This window comes from Sphingomonas montanisoli, from assembly GCF_008274695.1.
Lineage (GTDB): Bacteria > Pseudomonadota > Alphaproteobacteria > Sphingomonadales > Sphingomonadaceae > Rhizorhabdus > Rhizorhabdus montanisoli.
Map to the genome: position 1 here is coordinate 175,632 of NZ_VTOU01000003.1, position 15,163 is coordinate 190,794.

A 15,163-nucleotide genomic window follows, 5' to 3' on the forward strand; every position below is an offset into this window, starting at 1 on the left:
TATCGCGATCGCCCACCCGGCCCAAATGCCGTCAACCTAGGAAATGCAATGAAGTTTTCCACGACTTTGCCATTCCTGCGCGACCTGTCGTCGCGTGATCCCTACCGGGAAACGTTCGAGTTAGCTCAGGTCGCTGAGGAAGCAGGCTTCGATACAATCACGATCGGGCAGCATCATTTTCGCGAAGGCGACCCATCTGACCCGCTGACGGTGCTGGGATGTGTCGCCACGCGGACTAGTCGCATCAGGGTGGCAACAGGGATCTTCATCCTGCCGATGCATGACCCTCTGCAAGTAGCGGAGCAGGTGGCGACAATCGATCAACTATCGGGCGGCCGCGTCTCTCTCGGCGTCGGAACGGGCTGGAATCAGTTTGAATACGAGGTGCTTGGCGTTCCCTTCAAGGAACGCGGAGCGAGGATGGAAGAAGCTCTCAAGGTACTCCGCCTTCTCTGGGAGAAGGAAAACGTGAGCTTTGAGGGTAAGTTTTATAGATTCCCGGAGCTGACGATGTTCCCGCGGCCGATCCAGCGTCCGGGGCCACCGCTCATCGTAGCCGGAGACGTGCCGGTTGCGGTCGATCGCGCAGCTCGGTTGGGCGACATGTGGATGTGCGGTCCGGTGGTCGACCTTGGCTACGCGAAGGCGTTGTCGTCAATCTATCGAGAAAAATGCGAGGCCATCAACCGCAAGCCCGACTTGAGCAGCCCCCACCGGGTGGTCCGGCTTGTTAGTTAGTGCATTGTCGTTTCCGCCGCCATTGCCGGGCGTAGGTGGAGCGAAGCGGAACCGGAGGCCGGCAATGGCGGTGTCGCCGCTTCCGGGGCCGGCGGGCGGTAGCCCAGGCTGCTGTGCGGCCGGACGGTGTTGTAGTGACGGCGCCACGCCTCGATCAGCACCCTGGCCTCGGCGAGGCTGTAGAAGATCTCGCCGTTGAGCAGCTCGTCGCGAAGCGACCCGTTGAAGCTCTCGTTATAGCCGTTCTCCCATGGCGAGCCCGGGGCGATGTAGAGCGTCTTCACGCCGATCTGGCCGAGCCAGGTCTGGACGGCGGTGGCGATGAACTCGCTGCCGTTGTCCGACCTGATGTGCGCTGGCGGACCCCGGTCGATGAACAGGTCGGCCAACGCGGCCAGCACGTCTTCGTGGCGGAGCTGGCGTGACACGACCAGTGCCAGGCACTCGCGACTGGCCTCGTCGATGATGGTCAGGATGCGGAACTTGCGCCCGTCGTGGGTGCGCTCCTCGACGAAGTCATAGGCCCAGACATGCCCCGGATACTCTGGCCGGAGCCGGATGCAGGAGCCGTCATTGAGCCACAGTCGACCGCGTTTCGGTTGGCGCTGCGGCACCTTCAGCCCCTCGCGCCGCCAGATCCGCTCCACCCGTTTGTGGTTTACCGACCAGCCCGCCGCATGCAGCAGCGCGGTCACCCGACGGTAGCCGTAGCGCCCGTACTGCTTCGCCAGCGCGACGACGTCGTCGGTGAGCGCCTGCTCGTCATCCGCCCCGCACGGCACTTTGCGCTGCGTCGACCGGTGCTGCCCGAGAACGCGACACACCCGTCGCTCGGATACGTCCAGCACCTCTTTCACCTGGTCGATGCAGCGCCGGCGCCGCGCGGGGCTCAGAAGTTTCCCCGTGCCGCCTCCTGCAGGATCAGCTTGTCCAGCGTCAGGTCGGAGATCGCGCGGCGCAGCCGCAGGTTCTCTTTCTCCAGGTCCTTCATCCGCCGTGCCTGATCCGTCTTCAGGCCACCATACTCCTTGCGCCAGCGATAGTAGGTCTGCTCGCTGACCGCGATCCGTCGGCACGCCTCGGCGGTCGTGCCGCCTTGGCCCAGCATGATCTCCACTTCACGCAGCTTCCCGATGATCTCCTCGGGCTTGTGCTTCTTCGAAGGCATTCGTCGTCCCTTCCTCGATCCAGACTGTCATAGTCGGTGGACCACTCAGAAGGGGGCAGCTCAAGGCCGCCGCCCCGCCGCCCCATATGGTCGAGACGATCTACTCAGCCCGCCTTGCCAGCCTCCTTGGCCGCTTCGTTCACCATCGCGCGGTCGGCATTGTCTTGAACAGCTGCGGCCATCGCCTCCCAAGTCTCCGCAGATCGCAAGTGCATGTCACGGCGGTTAGGCAAAGCTGTATTTCGTGCGGCAGTGCGCTGCGCTTCCGCGTTCGCGCGATACATCTCATATCGAGCGTCGTCGAGCGCCTACAATCCCTTGGCTGAAAGGCCAAGCGAGGGTGCTGCTCGATTCTGTGAGACTGTCCGGAAGGGTTGAGGCTCCCAGCTGGGGACTTCCCGGGGTCGGGCTGCGGGAAGCCTCAAAGCGCGATAACTCGCCACAGGCTCGGCCGCCTTTCCATTCGCACCACGCAGATCAGAAAAGCTCAATCTATATTAGCGCAACCGTTGCAGTTGTCTGATAGATCGACGTAACTTCGTTGGGGGACGATATGATCAACGGTAAGGATTGGGGCGTTCGCGCGCAGGCCAAGACCATGCGGGCCGAAGCGGTGGCGGTTGTCAGCGTCATTGGAACGATCGCTGTAGCCGGCCTTCTAATGCTGATCGCCTACTTTTAGATTCTTTGCCCTCCACAATGTAACCATCCTCGCTGAACCGCGAAATCTCAAGACTACATTCTAACGGGGTGAGACTTCACGCCGTGCGGAGTCACGCCACACCGAGATTGGGGAATCGTGCGCGAAGCCTCGAAGACAAAATAGCAGAGTAAAGAGGTGCAGCATTAATGCAGATTGGGTGGAAGGCACAATGTTTCGCCCACGCTGCCCGATATCTAGGCTCTCATTCATTGCATAATTTACATCGGCGCCCTAGCTCAAGCGCGACGTCGAATGCCGGAATGATCGCCGGCCCACGAAGGAACATCTCGCCCGCGAACCAATTTTCAACCCGACCTGCACGATTGTGACGCAAGGTGGAAACGGGAGAAAACCGTGCTTCAGTTGACGTACATCAGTACCGCCGCGCCATCGCTGTCGATTTATGACGCGGAGACTATTCTCGAGGTGTCACGGCGCAATAACGCCCGCGCCGGAGTTTCTGGGCTGTTGGTGTTTGACGGCAAACGCTTCCTGCAAGCCTTGGAAGGAGATCAGGCTGCTGTTGAGCACACGTTCGCCCGCATTCGCGAAGATGTTCGTCACCGCGCCATCGTCGAGCTTTCCAGGCGAACCGTAGAGATTCGCGAGTTTGGCCCGTGGGCAATGGCCTCGGAAGTCGTTGGTCCAATTATCGGCAAAGGCGACATCGTAGGAACCGTTATCGCTCTGACGGAAACAATCCCTGACGCCAACGTCCGCGAGCTATTCCGCGGCTTTGCCAAAATTCGCGCGGCATAATCGCCCAAGCGATCTAGCGCCTGCCATATTGCTCGGCCCGCTCAAGATACGCCGCCGACATCTTGAGATGGACCGCTGCGGCGCAGCTGTCGTCGCACTGCGTAGCTAGCTCAGCTTACTGCCGCGCGCGCTCGATGAAGTATTCCCGATTATCTTCGGCAGTTAGGCTTGGCATCTTTGTCTCCGCGCTGGCATCCGATCCCCACTGTCTTTGGCGACGGAATCGTTCTACTCGCAATCTGGTTCCAGCGCGTCGGCGGCAAGCTTATGCCCCCGCCTGGGTCTCTGCTTAAAAACTGGGCGGCTAGGCAAGTATGGTTCTGACCGAGTGGCTCCATCCGCTCCGCCACAACATCGAGTTGTCACAACTCGCAACACCGTGCGCCTAAGGGTCTGATGCGAGGCGGCTGCGAGATCCTCCGCGACGGCTCCCCGTAGCCGCGGGATTGCGCCCCAGCATAGGGTCTCAACGGGAATGCGGCCGCTCTGCTGGCAACGGATCGGCGCGCCAGAACGTTCTTCCCTGATCATCAGACCGTGGGCGACGGTTGGTTCAACAGGGAGAAGCGTGTGCCGTCGGCGACCGCAGAGGATATGCGCGATCTGAAGGAGCTGGCGGCGGGCCGCGCCGCGGCGAGCCCCTACAAGATGGGCTGGCCTGCGTGGAAGCAAGTTTTGAAGCGTGTTTGGTCGGAATCGTCTGAGGACAATATTGGCCTCGTTGCAGCCGGGGTCGCTTTCTACGGCTTCCTCGCGATCATACCTTTGCTCGGGAGCGTAGTCCTTCTTTATGGGCTGATCGCCGACACCGACACGGTGCTCCACGACATTCGCGCTTTGGTCACGACCTTGCCGGCTTATGTCGCCAAACTGATCGCCGACCAGCTCGTCGAAGTGGTGACCGCCTCGACGGGAAAGAAGGGATTGGGGTTGCTCGCGGCTTTCGGTCTGGCGTTGTTCGGCGCGCGTAACGGCGCGGCCTCGCTGATCACCGCGCTCAACATCGCATATGAGGAGGCAGAGACGCGAGGTATCGTGCGCCAGACCTTGCTGGCGCTCGGCATCACAGCCTGCGGCGTTCTGCTCGCACTCGTCGCAGTGCTCGCGATCGCGGCGCTCGGCCATCTCGAGTCCTTGCTACCGAGCTTGCCCGATGCGCTGCTCGTCCTCGGCAAGCTGGCCGCCTACGCCCTGCTTGGTCTGGGCGGCGCGGCGGGCGCCGCAACGTTGTATCGCTACGGCCCCGACCGCGCAAAGGCGCGATGGGTCTGGTTGACGCCGGGCTCCCTCTTCGCCGCCTTTGGTTGGCTGCTGCTGTCGCTTGGCTTCGGCGTCTATGTCGCCAACGTTGACGATTATAGCGCGACCTATGGGTCCTTGAGCGCGATCGTGGTGCTGCTGACCTGGCTCTATCTGTCGAGCTTCATCCTGCTGCTCGGCGCCGAGCTGAACGCTGAGCTCGAACATCAGACCGCGCGTGACACGACGGAAGGAACCGAGACTCCTTTGGGCACGCGTCAGGCCTGGGTCGCCGACCATGTCGCAGGCGCGAGCGCCGCGGACGAGGCGCCACACCCTTCGCCGCTGTCGGATGAGCCGGTCACGGCGGACAAAATTATGGGCGAGGAAGACGCTGTCGAGACGGGCGCGTCAGTCGTCATTATCGCCTCGGACCCGGCGCCGCGCTCGATTGCTACCGAGGCCGCGACGATTCGGGGGGCCGCGGCGGGATCGCGGCTTGTCGGGCTCGGGCGGGTCGGCGTGGTTCCATCGATCGCCGCCGCGGGCGGGCTAGTCCTACTGCGGCGGCGCGGCCAAGCGCTCAAAGGCGGCGCCTTGCTTTTTGTAGCTGGCGGACTCGCCTTTCTCGGGCGACGCGGGCCCGTGGGTTGAGGGTCGGATCGCGGACAGATGTAAGACCGGACCGAACGCTTTCAGTCCGATTATAGTCGAGTTCTTGGTTGGGGCGCTTTTTGGGCGTCCGCTTTGAGAAATTGTCTCGAGCTCTGCGAATGACCGATTGTGCGGCGCATAGGTGACCGCCTCGATGCGGCTATACCTCTATCCTGCGGGTGTATGTTTCTCGAAATATGAGCCAGCGCGGATGTCATGAATAATGTCTCGATGCCTCGGTTTCCAACCGAGTTCCTGTTGGGACCGTCTGGCAATCGAGCGACTGTTCACCGCCAGGGCGACGCCAGCGATTTGCTCGCCCCAAATGCCGCATCCCTCCTCAAACGTGACACTGCGCGTTGGGCATTGCAGAACCGACGCCACCGCCTCCGCGATCGATCGGAAGTCCGCTTCGCCCGAAACCGCGTGATAAAGCGCGCCCGAAGCGCCGTTCGTCGCCACCAGCCAATAAAGGTCGGCCAGATCATCGACATGAACGTTCGAGTAGAGGTTGAGGCCCGCGCCGACATAGCATGCGCTTCCCGTCGTCCGAACCGATTTGAAGATCGCGGGCACCTGTGTACTTCCGCCGCGCCCGTAGATCAGAGGCGGTCGAATGACCATGCCCGCGACGCCTTCCAGACCCGCGGTTCTGACCATATCCTCGGTCGGCAAGCGCCAGGCCCGTGTCGCTCCGCCGGGAAACGGAAACGGATCATCCTCCGCGAACGTGTAGTCGCTCCATTGGCCATCCCGGCTTTCGATGCCGAGAACACCCGTACCCGACGTATAAATGAACCGACGCGCGGACCTGCGACAGCTTTCGATCACCGCAGACACGACCGCACGCTCGTCGGTCCCTGAGCCGATGCCGGCGAGTACCGTAATATCGAAATCACGGGCGGCAGCGGCGATCGTGGCCGGATGATCAAGATCACCCGCGACCGGTATGACCCCTTCGCCTTCAAGAACTTCAGCATTGTGGGCGCTGCGCGCTATTCCGGCGACCGCGGCGCCTGCCGCCTTGAAACGTCGCGCCACTGCGGAGCCGATATAACCGGTTGCGCGTACGACCAGTGCTCTCAATCCACGCCTCCCAAATGCCCAGAAGCCAGCCTACGGCTAACTCTTGCGGTTCATCCGGAACAACGGCGGCTTTCCGGGTGATTGGAGCCTATCAGCTACCGCCTAAAATAGGACGCGATGCCGCCGTTCGGATTAGGTTCGACGCAATGACGTCTTCCGCCCAACTATTACCCTTCAGTTCGGGCGTAGGAACGACACTCAACGCCGAAAGCGGCCATGGGCAGCGCTGAAATCTATTCCGGGCGGTGCCTGCTCCCATTCAAGACCGCGCGCCCTTCGTTCGGCAACGGACACCGCCGCGCCGGGCACGAAGGCTCCCAAATCAGCGCTCATCCAAAGAACGCCATCTGCGATTCTTCCGGCCTACACAGCCGGCCCACCGGCTCGAGATCGATTGCCTCTGAATATCGCCGCCCGTGAAAAACGATCGACGCCGACACCGAGATTTCTCGAGGACCTCGCAATTTTCGCCATGGCACGCGACCGGTAGAGCCTGTCCCAGCTCGAAAGAAACAGCGATCGTGCTGACGCGAACGATCCGAAACACATCGGCCGCATCATGACAGTTTGTGATACGACGACCCACCCGTCGGCATACCCGATTTTTTTGCCCACACCGCACCCGGAGACGTCCGGCGCGGGTTCAATGCCCGTGCCCGACCTTCCTCTCCCAATACCTTCAGCCGACACGCTCCCTAAGGATGGCGGCCTGTCACGGCCGGCCGCCCTTGCGATCGCGGTCGCCGTGCTGGGCGCGAGTGCGCTCATCGGCCGGCGCAACGCGCCGGACCGCTCGCATCCGCGCATCCGCCGCTGGTACCAGCGGCTCGACAAGCCCGGCTTCGTCCCGCCCGACGCGGTCTTCGGCGCGGTCTGGCCGCTGCTCAAAACCGGCCTCGCGGTCGGCGGCTACCGTCTGCTGCGCCAGCCCGCGACCGCCCCGCGCAACGCCGCGCTCGGCCTGTGGCTGATCAATGGCGCGCTGATCGGAGGCTGGTCCGATCTCTTCTTCCGGCGCAGGGCGCTGGGGCCGAGCGCGGCGCTCTGGGGCGCGATGGTTGTCACCGGCACGGCTCATGCGGTCGCCGCCGCGCGCCGCGACCGCGTCGCAGGCGCGCTGGCGCTCCCGCTCCTCGCCTGGCTCGGCTTCGCGACGGTGATGGCGACCGACATCTGGCGGCGCGCGCGCCGCGGCAGCGACGACTGACCACGGAACCTGACGCAGCGCTTGCGGTTCTCCGAGAGCAAGGAGAGCCCGCCATTCCCCACCGCATCCTCGTGACCGGCGCCAGCATCGCCGGCAACGCCGCCGCTTACTGGCTCGGCCGCCACGGCCATGACGTCACCGTTTGTGAACGGGCGCCCGCCTTCCGCGACGGCGGTCAGAATATCGACGTCCGCGGCGTGGGCCGCACGGTGATCCGCCACATGGGGCTCGAAGCCGAGGCCCTCCGCGAGGGCACCGGCGAGGAAGGTACCGTCTGGATCAAGGCCGATGGGACACCGGCGGCTAGCTTCATCGCGTCCGATATTGCAGGCGACGGCCCGACCGCGGAAATGGAGATCCTGCGCGGCGATCTCGCCCGGCTGATCTACGAGCCCGCCCGGTCGCATGCCCGCTTCCGTTTCGGCGACTATATCCGCGAGATCGCCCAAGACCCAGACGGCGCAATGGTCACCTTCGCAGGCGGCGCGTGCGAGCGTTACGATCTCGTTATCATCGCCGAAGGCGTTGGCGCGGCGACTCGCGAACTAATCTTCCCGAAAGAAAACGACCCACGCTGGATGGACCTGACGATGGCCTATTTCACCATCCCGCGCGCGCCCGACGACGACCGGATGTGGCGCTGGTATCATGCGAGCGGCGGCCGCAGCATCTCGCTGCGCCCCGACCGTTACGGCACCACCCGGGCGATGCTCTCGGTCCAGAAGAACGCGCACGGCGAAGAGGACTGGCCAGTCGCGCGCCAGAAGGCGTGGCTGCGCGACACCTTTGCCGATGCCGGGTGGCAGGCACCGCGCGTGCTCGCGGCCATGGAGACCACCGACGATTTCTATTTTGATGCGCTGCGCCAGGTCCGGATGCCGCGCTGGTCGAGCGGTCGCGTCGTGCTGACCGGCGACGCCGCCTGGGCGGTAACGCCGCTCGGCGGGATCGGGGCGACGCTGGCGCTGACCGGCGCCTATGTCCTGGCCGGCGAACTGGCGCTGCACGATGATGTCGGCGCGGCACTCGCCGCCTATGAGGCGGCGCTGCGCCCGATGATCGAGCAGGCGCAGGGCATACCCAAGCTCGTGCCGCGGCTCGCCAACCCGCACAGTCAGGTCGGCATCCATATCCTCCACGCCGCGCTCAGGCTCGCGAGCCGGCCCACGCTGCGCCATGCCGCGGGCCGGATCTTCGCCCGTCCGCCCAAGGAGCCCGACCTGTCGCGTTACGCGCGCGCGATGCGCTGACGCTTAGAGATCGAGCGCGGTGACGAGGATTTCGATGCCGTCCTCGGTCTCCGTCCAAAAGCCGCCCTTGAGGAGGGTCTGCGCCGCCGCCTGGATCGCAGGCGCGCGCGCCTGAAGGGCCCGCGCCACGGACTCGCCCGACCCGACCTTGCCCGCCACCTTGGCGAGCGCGGCCACGTCGAACCGGACGATCAGGGTGCGGTTGTCGATTTTGCCGACAAAGGCGGGGATCGGACCCTCACGGTCGATTTCGACGAGGTCGAGGTTACCGATGATCGCTGTACGATAGGGCATGGGCTGTGGCCGTCGTGGATAGAGCGGGACGGACGACTCCCGCACGGGCGGGCGGACGCCGCGATGGCTCATAGCGGAACGAGCCGACCGATCCAATTGCCGTAGATCAAGCTGGCCGCGATCGGCGGATCGAAAACCGCTCGCCGGCATTGAGTCGGGCGATGACGATCGAGGATATGGCAGCGCGGATCGAGACGGTCGTCGCCCAGGGCGGAGCACCGCGCCATTGGCGGATCGCCATGCCGGTGCTGTGGAACCTGATTCGCTATGCGCCCGGCGGCGCCGCGCTGATCCTCGACGGCGACAGAGTCCGGATCGCGGGCCTCAGGGTGGAGGTCGGGGAGACCGACGACCCGGACGGAGTCGAGCTGATCTGCGAAACGAACCTGGTCTAGGCGCGAACGCGCGCAAAGCCTCGCAGGGTTGCCTTGATATTGGGGTCGGTCAGCGTCTCGGTCAGCGCATCGACCTGCTCGACGATATTGCCGTCGCCGATCAGGGGACCGACGATGTGCGAGGCCATCGCCCATTGCCCGAACTCGCGCACCTCGACCGAGCGGGTCGCGAGCTTGACGAGCGCCCGGTGGCGCGGATCCTGCGCGATCCGCGCGAAGGTGGTTTCGATCGCCTGATAGGGCCCCTCGATGACCTGGAGGAAGCGCTTGCCGTCGAACACGAGGAGACCGGTGATCTCGTCCTGGCGGTTGCGCCGGCGCGACGTCTCGAGGATCCCCTCGACATCGGCGAGGAGAATCGTCGGCCGCGCGGAGCTGATATAGGTGATCTGGTGCAGCACGGCCTCTCCCTCGCTTCTCTGTCATCGACCGGCGCGGTCCTGCCCGCACGCCGGTTAAGGGCGCGCTAAGTGCGCTCCCCTATCGCCATAATCTGTGTTGGTTCGCTTTTCCCGGCCTTCTCCGGCTCGGCCGACCGGCAGCAGGCGCACCCGGCGGCTTGCGGGCGAATCCGAAGGCGCGCGGCCTCGGCGCGCCGCGCCTTGCGCTTGAGCGGTGCAGAGACTGGAGCGTCGGCGATCACCGCTCGACCTCGGCTGCCTCGAACTCGGCGAAAGCCGCGCCGACGCGGTCGGTGAGACCCTCGTCGTTGATGTCGACCGAAACGGTGACACCGCCGTCATGCGCGCCGTCCGCGCGTTCCTCCGACCCCGCCTCGGCTCCCGCCGCATCGGACCCGGCGGCGGCTGTTCCGGCGGTGTTGGCATCGCCTTCGGCGGCGACAAAAATGTCGGTCCGCTCGATCCCAAACTCCTGGACGAGCCGCTCGACGGTCATCTCGGCATCGCGGCGGGTGGCGAAGGTGGCGGTGAGGCTGCGGCTCATGCTGAGTCTCCTTGAGGGTCTGGCCGTCAACGCCGAAGGTCCTCGCGATGGTCCGGACAATCGCACCAATATAGGTCAAGCGGCCCGACCGGCGGTCACAGCCCTAGTTTGTCGAGCGCCGCCCCAAGCTCGCGCGAAACGGTGTCGCCCGTTTTGGGGGTCATCCGCTTGAGCGCGGTCTGGAGGCGACCTTGTGCCACCTGCAGCGTCTTGTGGCGGATCTCGCGGGTCTGGTTGGTCCGCCATGACCGGCTCTCGCCGAGCAGGGCGGCCCATTTTGCTTCCTCTGCGGCGAGGATCGCGAGCGCGAGGCGCAATCCGTCGCGCCGACCATGGGCGTACTCGTCCGACGGTCCGCTCAACCGAGCGCCTTCGCCTTACGGTCGGCCCAGCTCTTGCCGGCGTCGCCGCCCCACAGCAGCCAGGCGATGAAGCCGGCCGACGGGTCGCTGTCCGAATTCCATCTGTGGGTCTTGGTGTCCTTGTCGACGGCATGGCGCGCGAAGAAGCTGTGCATCGCCTTGACGTCGGTCGCGTCGAGGTCGCGCTGCGCGGCGAGCTGATGCGCTCGCGCCACCCCGACCTCGGTCCCGCCACGCCCGAATTTTTCGCGCAGCCGCAGGCCGCGCCGCGCGGCGGCGGCCATCTTTTGGGTCGGTTTGAAGCTGTCGGCCATGGTTCAGCCCTTCTTCAGGGCGGCCGGCTTGTGCGCGGCGCGTTTGCCCTCGCCGGTCTCGACCAGATATTCGGGGTTGTCGTCCGAGGCCGCAACCTTGTGGCCCTTGATCTGCATGGGCTCGGTCAGCTTCTTGACCACCTTGCCATGGGCGTCGCCGCCATGGCTCTTCCAGCTGACCGCATCGCCGGCCTTGAGCGCCTTCGCCATATCCTGTCTCCTTCGGCTCTGACCGCAAACAGCGCATCAGCGCGCGCCCGGTTCCGGCGGCCGGGCCGATCGGGCTTGCCGCGCGTTCCAGCCCGATGCGCCTCACCATCACCCACCGCACCGCGTATCATTATCGCAGGCCGGTCGCGCTCCAGCCTCACCGGCTGCTGGTGACACCTCGCGCCGGCGCCGAGCTTCGCCTGCTCGACCTCGTGATCGACACGGGCGGAGCGGCGACGATCGCGTGGACTGACGATGTCTTCGGCAACCGCATCGCCACCCTCAATTTCCCGCAGCCGGCCGACGCGATCGAGATCATCGTCACCGCGACGATCGAGCATGACGCACCGCCCTTTCCGATCTTCACGATCGCGGTCGACGCTCATCATTATCCCTTCGCTTATTCGCAGGGCGACCGCATCGACCTTGGCGCGCTCCTCACGCCGCAACCCGGCGACGGCGCCGAGACCGTCGCCGCCTGGGCGCGAGGTTTCGTCGCCGGCGGGCGCACCGATACGCTCGCGCTACTCAAGGACCTGAACGCCGGGCTCCTTCCCGCGATCGCCTATCGCACCCGCGACGAGGAGGGTACGCAGGCGCCCGCCGAAACGCTCGCACGCGCGAGCGGATCATGCCGCGACATCGCCGCCTTGTTCATCGACGCCGCGCGGCATCTCGGCTTCGGCGCCCGCGCGGTCTCGGGCTATCTCCACGATCCAGAGCAAACCGCCGACGATCCCGGCTCGACTCATGGCTGGGCCGAAATCTATCTGCCCGCCGCGGGCTGGATCACCTTCGACCCGACCCACAACCGGGTGGGCGACGCCCAGCTCATCCCGGTCGCGGTGGCCCGGCACATTCGTCAGATCATGCCGGTCACCGGCGGTTATATCGGAACGCCGGACGACGCCTCCGGCATGACGGTTTCAGTGCGGGTGGCGGCCGGCTGACCGCCGGTCAGGCGGCGGTGGTGCCGTCGCCGTTCAACGGCCGGCCTCTCTCGTCAACGACATCGGCGGTGCCGGCCTTCGCCGGACTTTTAACGGTCGGTGCCCCGACATGCGCGTCGGGAGCTTCGGGCTTGTCGAGCGTGTCGCTGGGATTGCGGTCGCTCCCCTTGGGCCGGTGCTCGGTCGAAATATTATGCGCGTCGCGGTTCATGTCGCTCTCCTCGGGGTGTCTTGGCGCTCAACGCACGAGCCGCGGACGATGTCCCGCATGGGATCGGGCCGACCCTTGAGGCGTTGACCCGGAACAAGGAGACCGACCATGCCCGCTACCTCCAAAGCCCAGCAAAAAGCCGCCGGCGCCGCACTCGCCGCCAAGCGCGGCGACGAACCCAAATCGAAGCTCAAAGGTGCCTCGAAGCGGATGGAGGTATCGATGACCGAGACGCAACTTGAGGAATTCGCGCACACCAGACGCAAGGGCCTGCCCGACAAGAAGGATTGAGGTCGTGCAGTCAGCGCAGCTGGCTGTCCTTCGAGCCGCGCCGGTTTATCACGGAAAAATGCCGTGTCTGGTCGCGCGCCGATTGGCAGCCGACACAGGTCCGGGCCCCCGGCAAGGCCTGACGGCGCTTCTCCGGGATCGGCTCGCCGCACTCCTCGCAATGCGTCGCGGCCTCGCCGCCGCGCAGGCCCAGGCGCGCGGCTTCGACCGCGTCCTTGATCGTGTCGTCGATCTGATCCTGCACCGCCCCGTCGGGCGCCCAGCCACCGGCCATGTTGTTATCCTCTCTGATCCGGGGATAACGACAGAGGGTGCGCGACGATCCCTAGCCGCGCGGGCCGAAATAGCTTCGCGCTATCCGGTCGATCGCGACGGCGAGCTCGCCATCCGCATCACTGAGCCCGCCAACATCATGGGTGGTGAGCACGATCTCGACCTTGCAGTGACGTTGGACCATTCGGGGTGATGGTCCATCCGGTCGGCAACCTCGGCGACCCGGTTCATGAGGGCCATCGCCTCGAGAAAAGTCGGGAAGACCAGATGCTGCACGATCGAGTCCTGATCGTCCTCGAGCCGCCTTTCCGGATGCACCGCCAGCAGGGGAGCGCGGCTGTCGTCACGGAGGCGCACCCGGTTCACGCCCCGCCCCGGAGGTTACCGACAAGGCCTGCGATCCGCGATGATGGAGCAGGTTGCTCTCGATGACCGTGCCAGGCTCGAGGACGTCGAGCGCCGACAGCCACGCATAGAGCGGGCGAAGTTCGTCTTGAGGGCTTGGCGCAGCCAATCCTCGAAACTTTCGATGCCAACAGAGGTCTGCTGATAATCGTCGATCAGGTAGCGGGTCGCATCACCCACAGCAGGTCAGCGCCAACCCGGTGCGGCGAGACGTCATCGAGCGCGAGGATGCTCTCAAGTTGGGCTGACCGCGCGCAAACGCAACCGCCGCCGACACCCCGAAGCGCCCGCCGATCTCCTCGGCCCCGTATCCCGTCTCGTCGGTGGGTCGCTTGAAGGCCTCATATTTATCCGCCGGGTACATCGGCGTCCGGGTGACATTTTCGTCGAGGCTGATCTCGTGCGGGTCATTCGCAGTCGAGCGAATAGCGCACCCCTTCCCTCTTCTTGATGTGCTTACAGCTAGCGCGCGGCAGCGCCCACGTTGCGAGCGCCTCGGCGGTCCCAGGACGAAGCGCCGATCACACCGGCTATGCCCGGGGTCGCAACGATCGCGTGCACCAAACATTGTCGTCGCCTGGAAAGGCGACACCTTATGGCCGCAGGCCCCACCGATGAGACGCTCCGCGAAGCCGCGCGCCACCGCGGCTTTCGCCTCGTCAAATCGCGCGTGAAGACGCCGGGCAAAGGCGATTATGGCAAGTTCGGCTTGGTCGACGCGAAGGGCGCGCCCGCCTTCGGCCAGGATGGCAAGAGCCTGACCGCCTCGTCGCAGGAGATCGCCGATTTTCTGCGTAAGGGCGAGGTGTCGACCTGGGCGACCTCGGTCGAGACGACACCGCAGGCGCCGCCGTCGACCAAGGCCGAGCGCACGGCGCCCGATGACGAGGAGGTCGCCTCGGTGCTGCGTCCGCGCACGCCCCGGCGCTATGGCCCGCCCGACGAAGATGCGGGAGAGGATGAGGATCTTCCCGCCCGATCGCGCAAGCGCACAGCGGCATCGACGGAAGACGCGGGCGATGCCGATGACGCTATCGAGCGCGATGCCGATACGGCACCGGTCGCGACCAAGGGGCGCAACAGGCGCGCAGCCGCAGACCCGACCCCGTCCGAACCCGCGCGCGGTTCACGCCGAAAGGCGAAGGCCCGCGCGTTCGAGCCGACGCCTGAACCCGACCCCGATCCCGAGATCGAGGCCGCAGCGCCCGAACCCGAACCCGAACCGGCGCCCGCGCCGCTCAAAATCCGCAAGGCGACCCGCGACGATGCCGAGGCGATTGCGGATCTGATCGCCCTGATCCCCGGCGATGGCGACAGCGCCAGCATCGTCGAGCAGTTGCCGGCCAAGCGCGGCTCCGGCGTGCTCGTCGCAGAGCGCGGCGAAGCCGTCGTCGGTGTGATCGCGTGGAGTGTGGTGCCGACGCTCCAACGCGGCCCCGTCGGCCGGGTCACCGCGATCGTCGTCGCCGAGGATGTGCGGCGGGACGGGGTTGGCCGGGCGTTGCTCGACCGCGCGGTGGAGGTCATGGTGAAGGACGGCGCGCGGCTGATCGAGGCGGTGAGCGATATCGAGATCCGCAACAGCCACCGCTTCTTCCGAGAGACCGGCTTCGAGCAGACGAGCTATCGCTTCGCCCGCACGCCCTGACGGGCCTCGCCCGGCGTCCGGCACGTCGCGCCCGGAACCGATCACGGCCTCTCGCGCTATG

The 15,163-nt window shown here is 65.4% G+C and carries 20 protein-coding genes and 1 pseudogene; 10 read left to right on the top strand and 11 right to left on the bottom strand.

What is annotated here, in order from left to right:
• Positions 1-48 precede the first annotated feature (48 nt).
• Positions 49-738, top strand: coding sequence for an LLM class flavin-dependent oxidoreductase (locus FYJ91_RS12000; RefSeq protein WP_149522537.1), 690 nt, complete (start codon positions 49-51; stop codon positions 736-738).
• Here FYJ91_RS12000 and FYJ91_RS12005 read toward each other — a convergent pair.
• A protein-coding gene (locus tag FYJ91_RS12005) for an IS3 family transposase (RefSeq protein WP_149522538.1) occupies positions 735-1,906 on the bottom strand; the annotation gives its coding sequence in 2 pieces (ribosomal slippage) (positions 735-1,642 and positions 1,642-1,906; 1,173 coding nt in all). The genes FYJ91_RS12000 and FYJ91_RS12005 overlap by 4 nt on opposite strands.
• A gap of 553 nt (positions 1,907-2,459) precedes the next feature.
• On the opposite strand from FYJ91_RS12005, the gene FYJ91_RS21015 reads away from it, so the two are divergent.
• The 3 genes from FYJ91_RS21015 to FYJ91_RS12020 all read left to right on the top strand — a co-directional run bounded on the left by FYJ91_RS21015 (position 2,460) and on the right by FYJ91_RS12020 (position 5,261).
• The gene (locus FYJ91_RS21015; RefSeq protein ID WP_281290603.1) at positions 2,460-2,588 is read left to right on the top strand and encodes a hypothetical protein; all 129 of its coding nucleotides are present in this window, start codon (positions 2,460-2,462) and stop codon (positions 2,586-2,588) included.
• 375 nt (positions 2,589-2,963) lie between these two features.
• Positions 2,964-3,368 carry a BLUF domain-containing protein gene (locus tag FYJ91_RS12015; protein WP_149522540.1) on the top strand — a complete coding sequence of 135 codons (405 nt, stop codon included), beginning with the start codon at positions 2,964-2,966 and terminating at the stop codon, positions 3,366-3,368.
• A 570-nt stretch (positions 3,369-3,938) separates the two neighbouring features.
• Positions 3,939-5,261, top strand: coding sequence for a YihY/virulence factor BrkB family protein (locus FYJ91_RS12020; protein ID WP_246152596.1), 1,323 nt, complete (start codon positions 3,939-3,941; stop codon positions 5,259-5,261).
• 168 nt (positions 5,262-5,429) lie between these two features.
• On the opposite strand, the gene FYJ91_RS12025 is transcribed toward FYJ91_RS12020, so the two are convergent.
• On the bottom strand, positions 5,430-6,347 hold the full coding sequence (locus tag FYJ91_RS12025) for an NAD-dependent epimerase/dehydratase family protein (RefSeq protein ID WP_149522541.1): 918 nt from the start codon (positions 6,345-6,347) through the stop codon (positions 5,430-5,432).
• 652 nt (positions 6,348-6,999) lie between these two features.
• Between FYJ91_RS12025 and FYJ91_RS12035 the strand changes: the two genes are divergently transcribed.
• Positions 7,000-7,554 carry a TspO/MBR family protein gene (locus tag FYJ91_RS12035; RefSeq protein ID WP_246152597.1) on the top strand — a complete coding sequence of 185 codons (555 nt, stop codon included), beginning with the start codon at positions 7,000-7,002 and terminating at the stop codon, positions 7,552-7,554.
• A 71-nt stretch (positions 7,555-7,625) separates the two neighbouring features.
• Entirely contained in the window at positions 7,626-8,804 is a 1,179-nt protein-coding gene (locus FYJ91_RS12040) for an FAD-dependent monooxygenase (RefSeq protein ID WP_246152598.1), read from the top strand.
• 3 nt (positions 8,805-8,807) lie between these two features.
• On the opposite strand, the gene FYJ91_RS12045 is transcribed toward FYJ91_RS12040, so the two are convergent.
• On the bottom strand, positions 8,808-9,098 hold the full coding sequence (locus FYJ91_RS12045) for a hypothetical protein (RefSeq protein ID WP_149522543.1): 291 nt from the start codon (positions 9,096-9,098) through the stop codon (positions 8,808-8,810).
• A gap of 161 nt (positions 9,099-9,259) precedes the next feature.
• On the opposite strand from FYJ91_RS12045, the gene FYJ91_RS12050 reads away from it, so the two are divergent.
• The gene (locus FYJ91_RS12050; protein ID WP_149522544.1) at positions 9,260-9,493 is read left to right on the top strand and encodes a hypothetical protein; all 234 of its coding nucleotides are present in this window, start codon (positions 9,260-9,262) and stop codon (positions 9,491-9,493) included.
• On the opposite strand, the gene FYJ91_RS12055 is transcribed toward FYJ91_RS12050, so the two are convergent.
• The 5 genes from FYJ91_RS12055 to FYJ91_RS12075 form a co-directional block, all read right to left on the bottom strand.
• Positions 9,490-9,894 (bottom strand): BLUF domain-containing protein, encoded by a 405-nt coding sequence (locus FYJ91_RS12055; RefSeq protein WP_246152599.1) that lies wholly within the window; start codon positions 9,892-9,894, stop codon positions 9,490-9,492. The genes FYJ91_RS12050 and FYJ91_RS12055 overlap by 4 nt on opposite strands.
• A 238-nt stretch (positions 9,895-10,132) precedes the next feature.
• Positions 10,133-10,438, bottom strand: a complete 306-nt coding sequence (locus FYJ91_RS12060; RefSeq protein WP_149522545.1) for a hypothetical protein — start codon at positions 10,436-10,438, stop codon at positions 10,133-10,135.
• A 95-nt stretch (positions 10,439-10,533) separates the two neighbouring features.
• Positions 10,534-10,800, bottom strand: a complete 267-nt coding sequence (locus FYJ91_RS12065; protein ID WP_149522546.1) for a hypothetical protein — start codon at positions 10,798-10,800, stop codon at positions 10,534-10,536.
• Positions 10,797-11,114, bottom strand: coding sequence for a hypothetical protein (locus tag FYJ91_RS12070; RefSeq protein ID WP_149522547.1), 318 nt, complete (start codon positions 11,112-11,114; stop codon positions 10,797-10,799). Before FYJ91_RS12070 ends, FYJ91_RS12065 begins: the two co-directional genes overlap by 4 nt.
• Positions 11,115-11,117: 3 nt before the next feature.
• Positions 11,118-11,324: a hypervirulence associated TUDOR domain-containing protein gene (locus FYJ91_RS12075; protein ID WP_149522548.1), complete on the bottom strand. Its 207-nt coding sequence runs from the start codon at positions 11,322-11,324 to the stop codon at positions 11,118-11,120.
• Between the two features lie 95 nt (positions 11,325-11,419).
• Here FYJ91_RS12075 and FYJ91_RS12080 point away from each other — a divergent pair, with 95 nt between their 5' ends.
• On the top strand, positions 11,420-12,274 hold the full coding sequence (locus FYJ91_RS12080; RefSeq protein WP_149522549.1) for a transglutaminase family protein: 855 nt from the start codon (positions 11,420-11,422) through the stop codon (positions 12,272-12,274).
• Positions 12,275-12,281: 7 nt separating this feature from the next.
• Here FYJ91_RS12080 and FYJ91_RS12085 read toward each other — a convergent pair whose 3' ends face one another.
• Positions 12,282-12,485, bottom strand: coding sequence for a hypothetical protein (locus FYJ91_RS12085; protein ID WP_149522550.1), 204 nt, complete (start codon positions 12,483-12,485; stop codon positions 12,282-12,284).
• Positions 12,486-12,593: 108 nt separating this feature from the next.
• On the opposite strand from FYJ91_RS12085, the gene FYJ91_RS12090 reads away from it, so the two are divergent.
• The gene (locus tag FYJ91_RS12090) at positions 12,594-12,776 is read left to right on the top strand and encodes a DUF3008 family protein (RefSeq protein WP_149522551.1); all 183 of its coding nucleotides are present in this window, start codon (positions 12,594-12,596) and stop codon (positions 12,774-12,776) included.
• Between the two features lie 10 nt (positions 12,777-12,786).
• Here FYJ91_RS12090 and FYJ91_RS12095 read toward each other — a convergent pair whose 3' ends face one another.
• On the bottom strand, positions 12,787-13,050 hold the full coding sequence (locus tag FYJ91_RS12095; RefSeq protein WP_149522552.1) for a DksA/TraR family C4-type zinc finger protein: 264 nt from the start codon (positions 13,048-13,050) through the stop codon (positions 12,787-12,789).
• A gap of 51 nt (positions 13,051-13,101) precedes the next feature.
• Positions 13,102-13,415: pseudogene (locus FYJ91_RS21050) on the bottom strand (4a-hydroxytetrahydrobiopterin dehydratase).
• 634 nt (positions 13,416-14,049) lie between these two features.
• Between FYJ91_RS21050 and FYJ91_RS12110 the strand changes: the two are divergent.
• Positions 14,050-15,102, top strand: coding sequence for a GNAT family N-acetyltransferase (locus tag FYJ91_RS12110; RefSeq protein ID WP_149522554.1), 1,053 nt, complete (start codon positions 14,050-14,052; stop codon positions 15,100-15,102).
• The last annotated feature ends 61 nt before the right edge of the window (positions 15,103-15,163 follow it).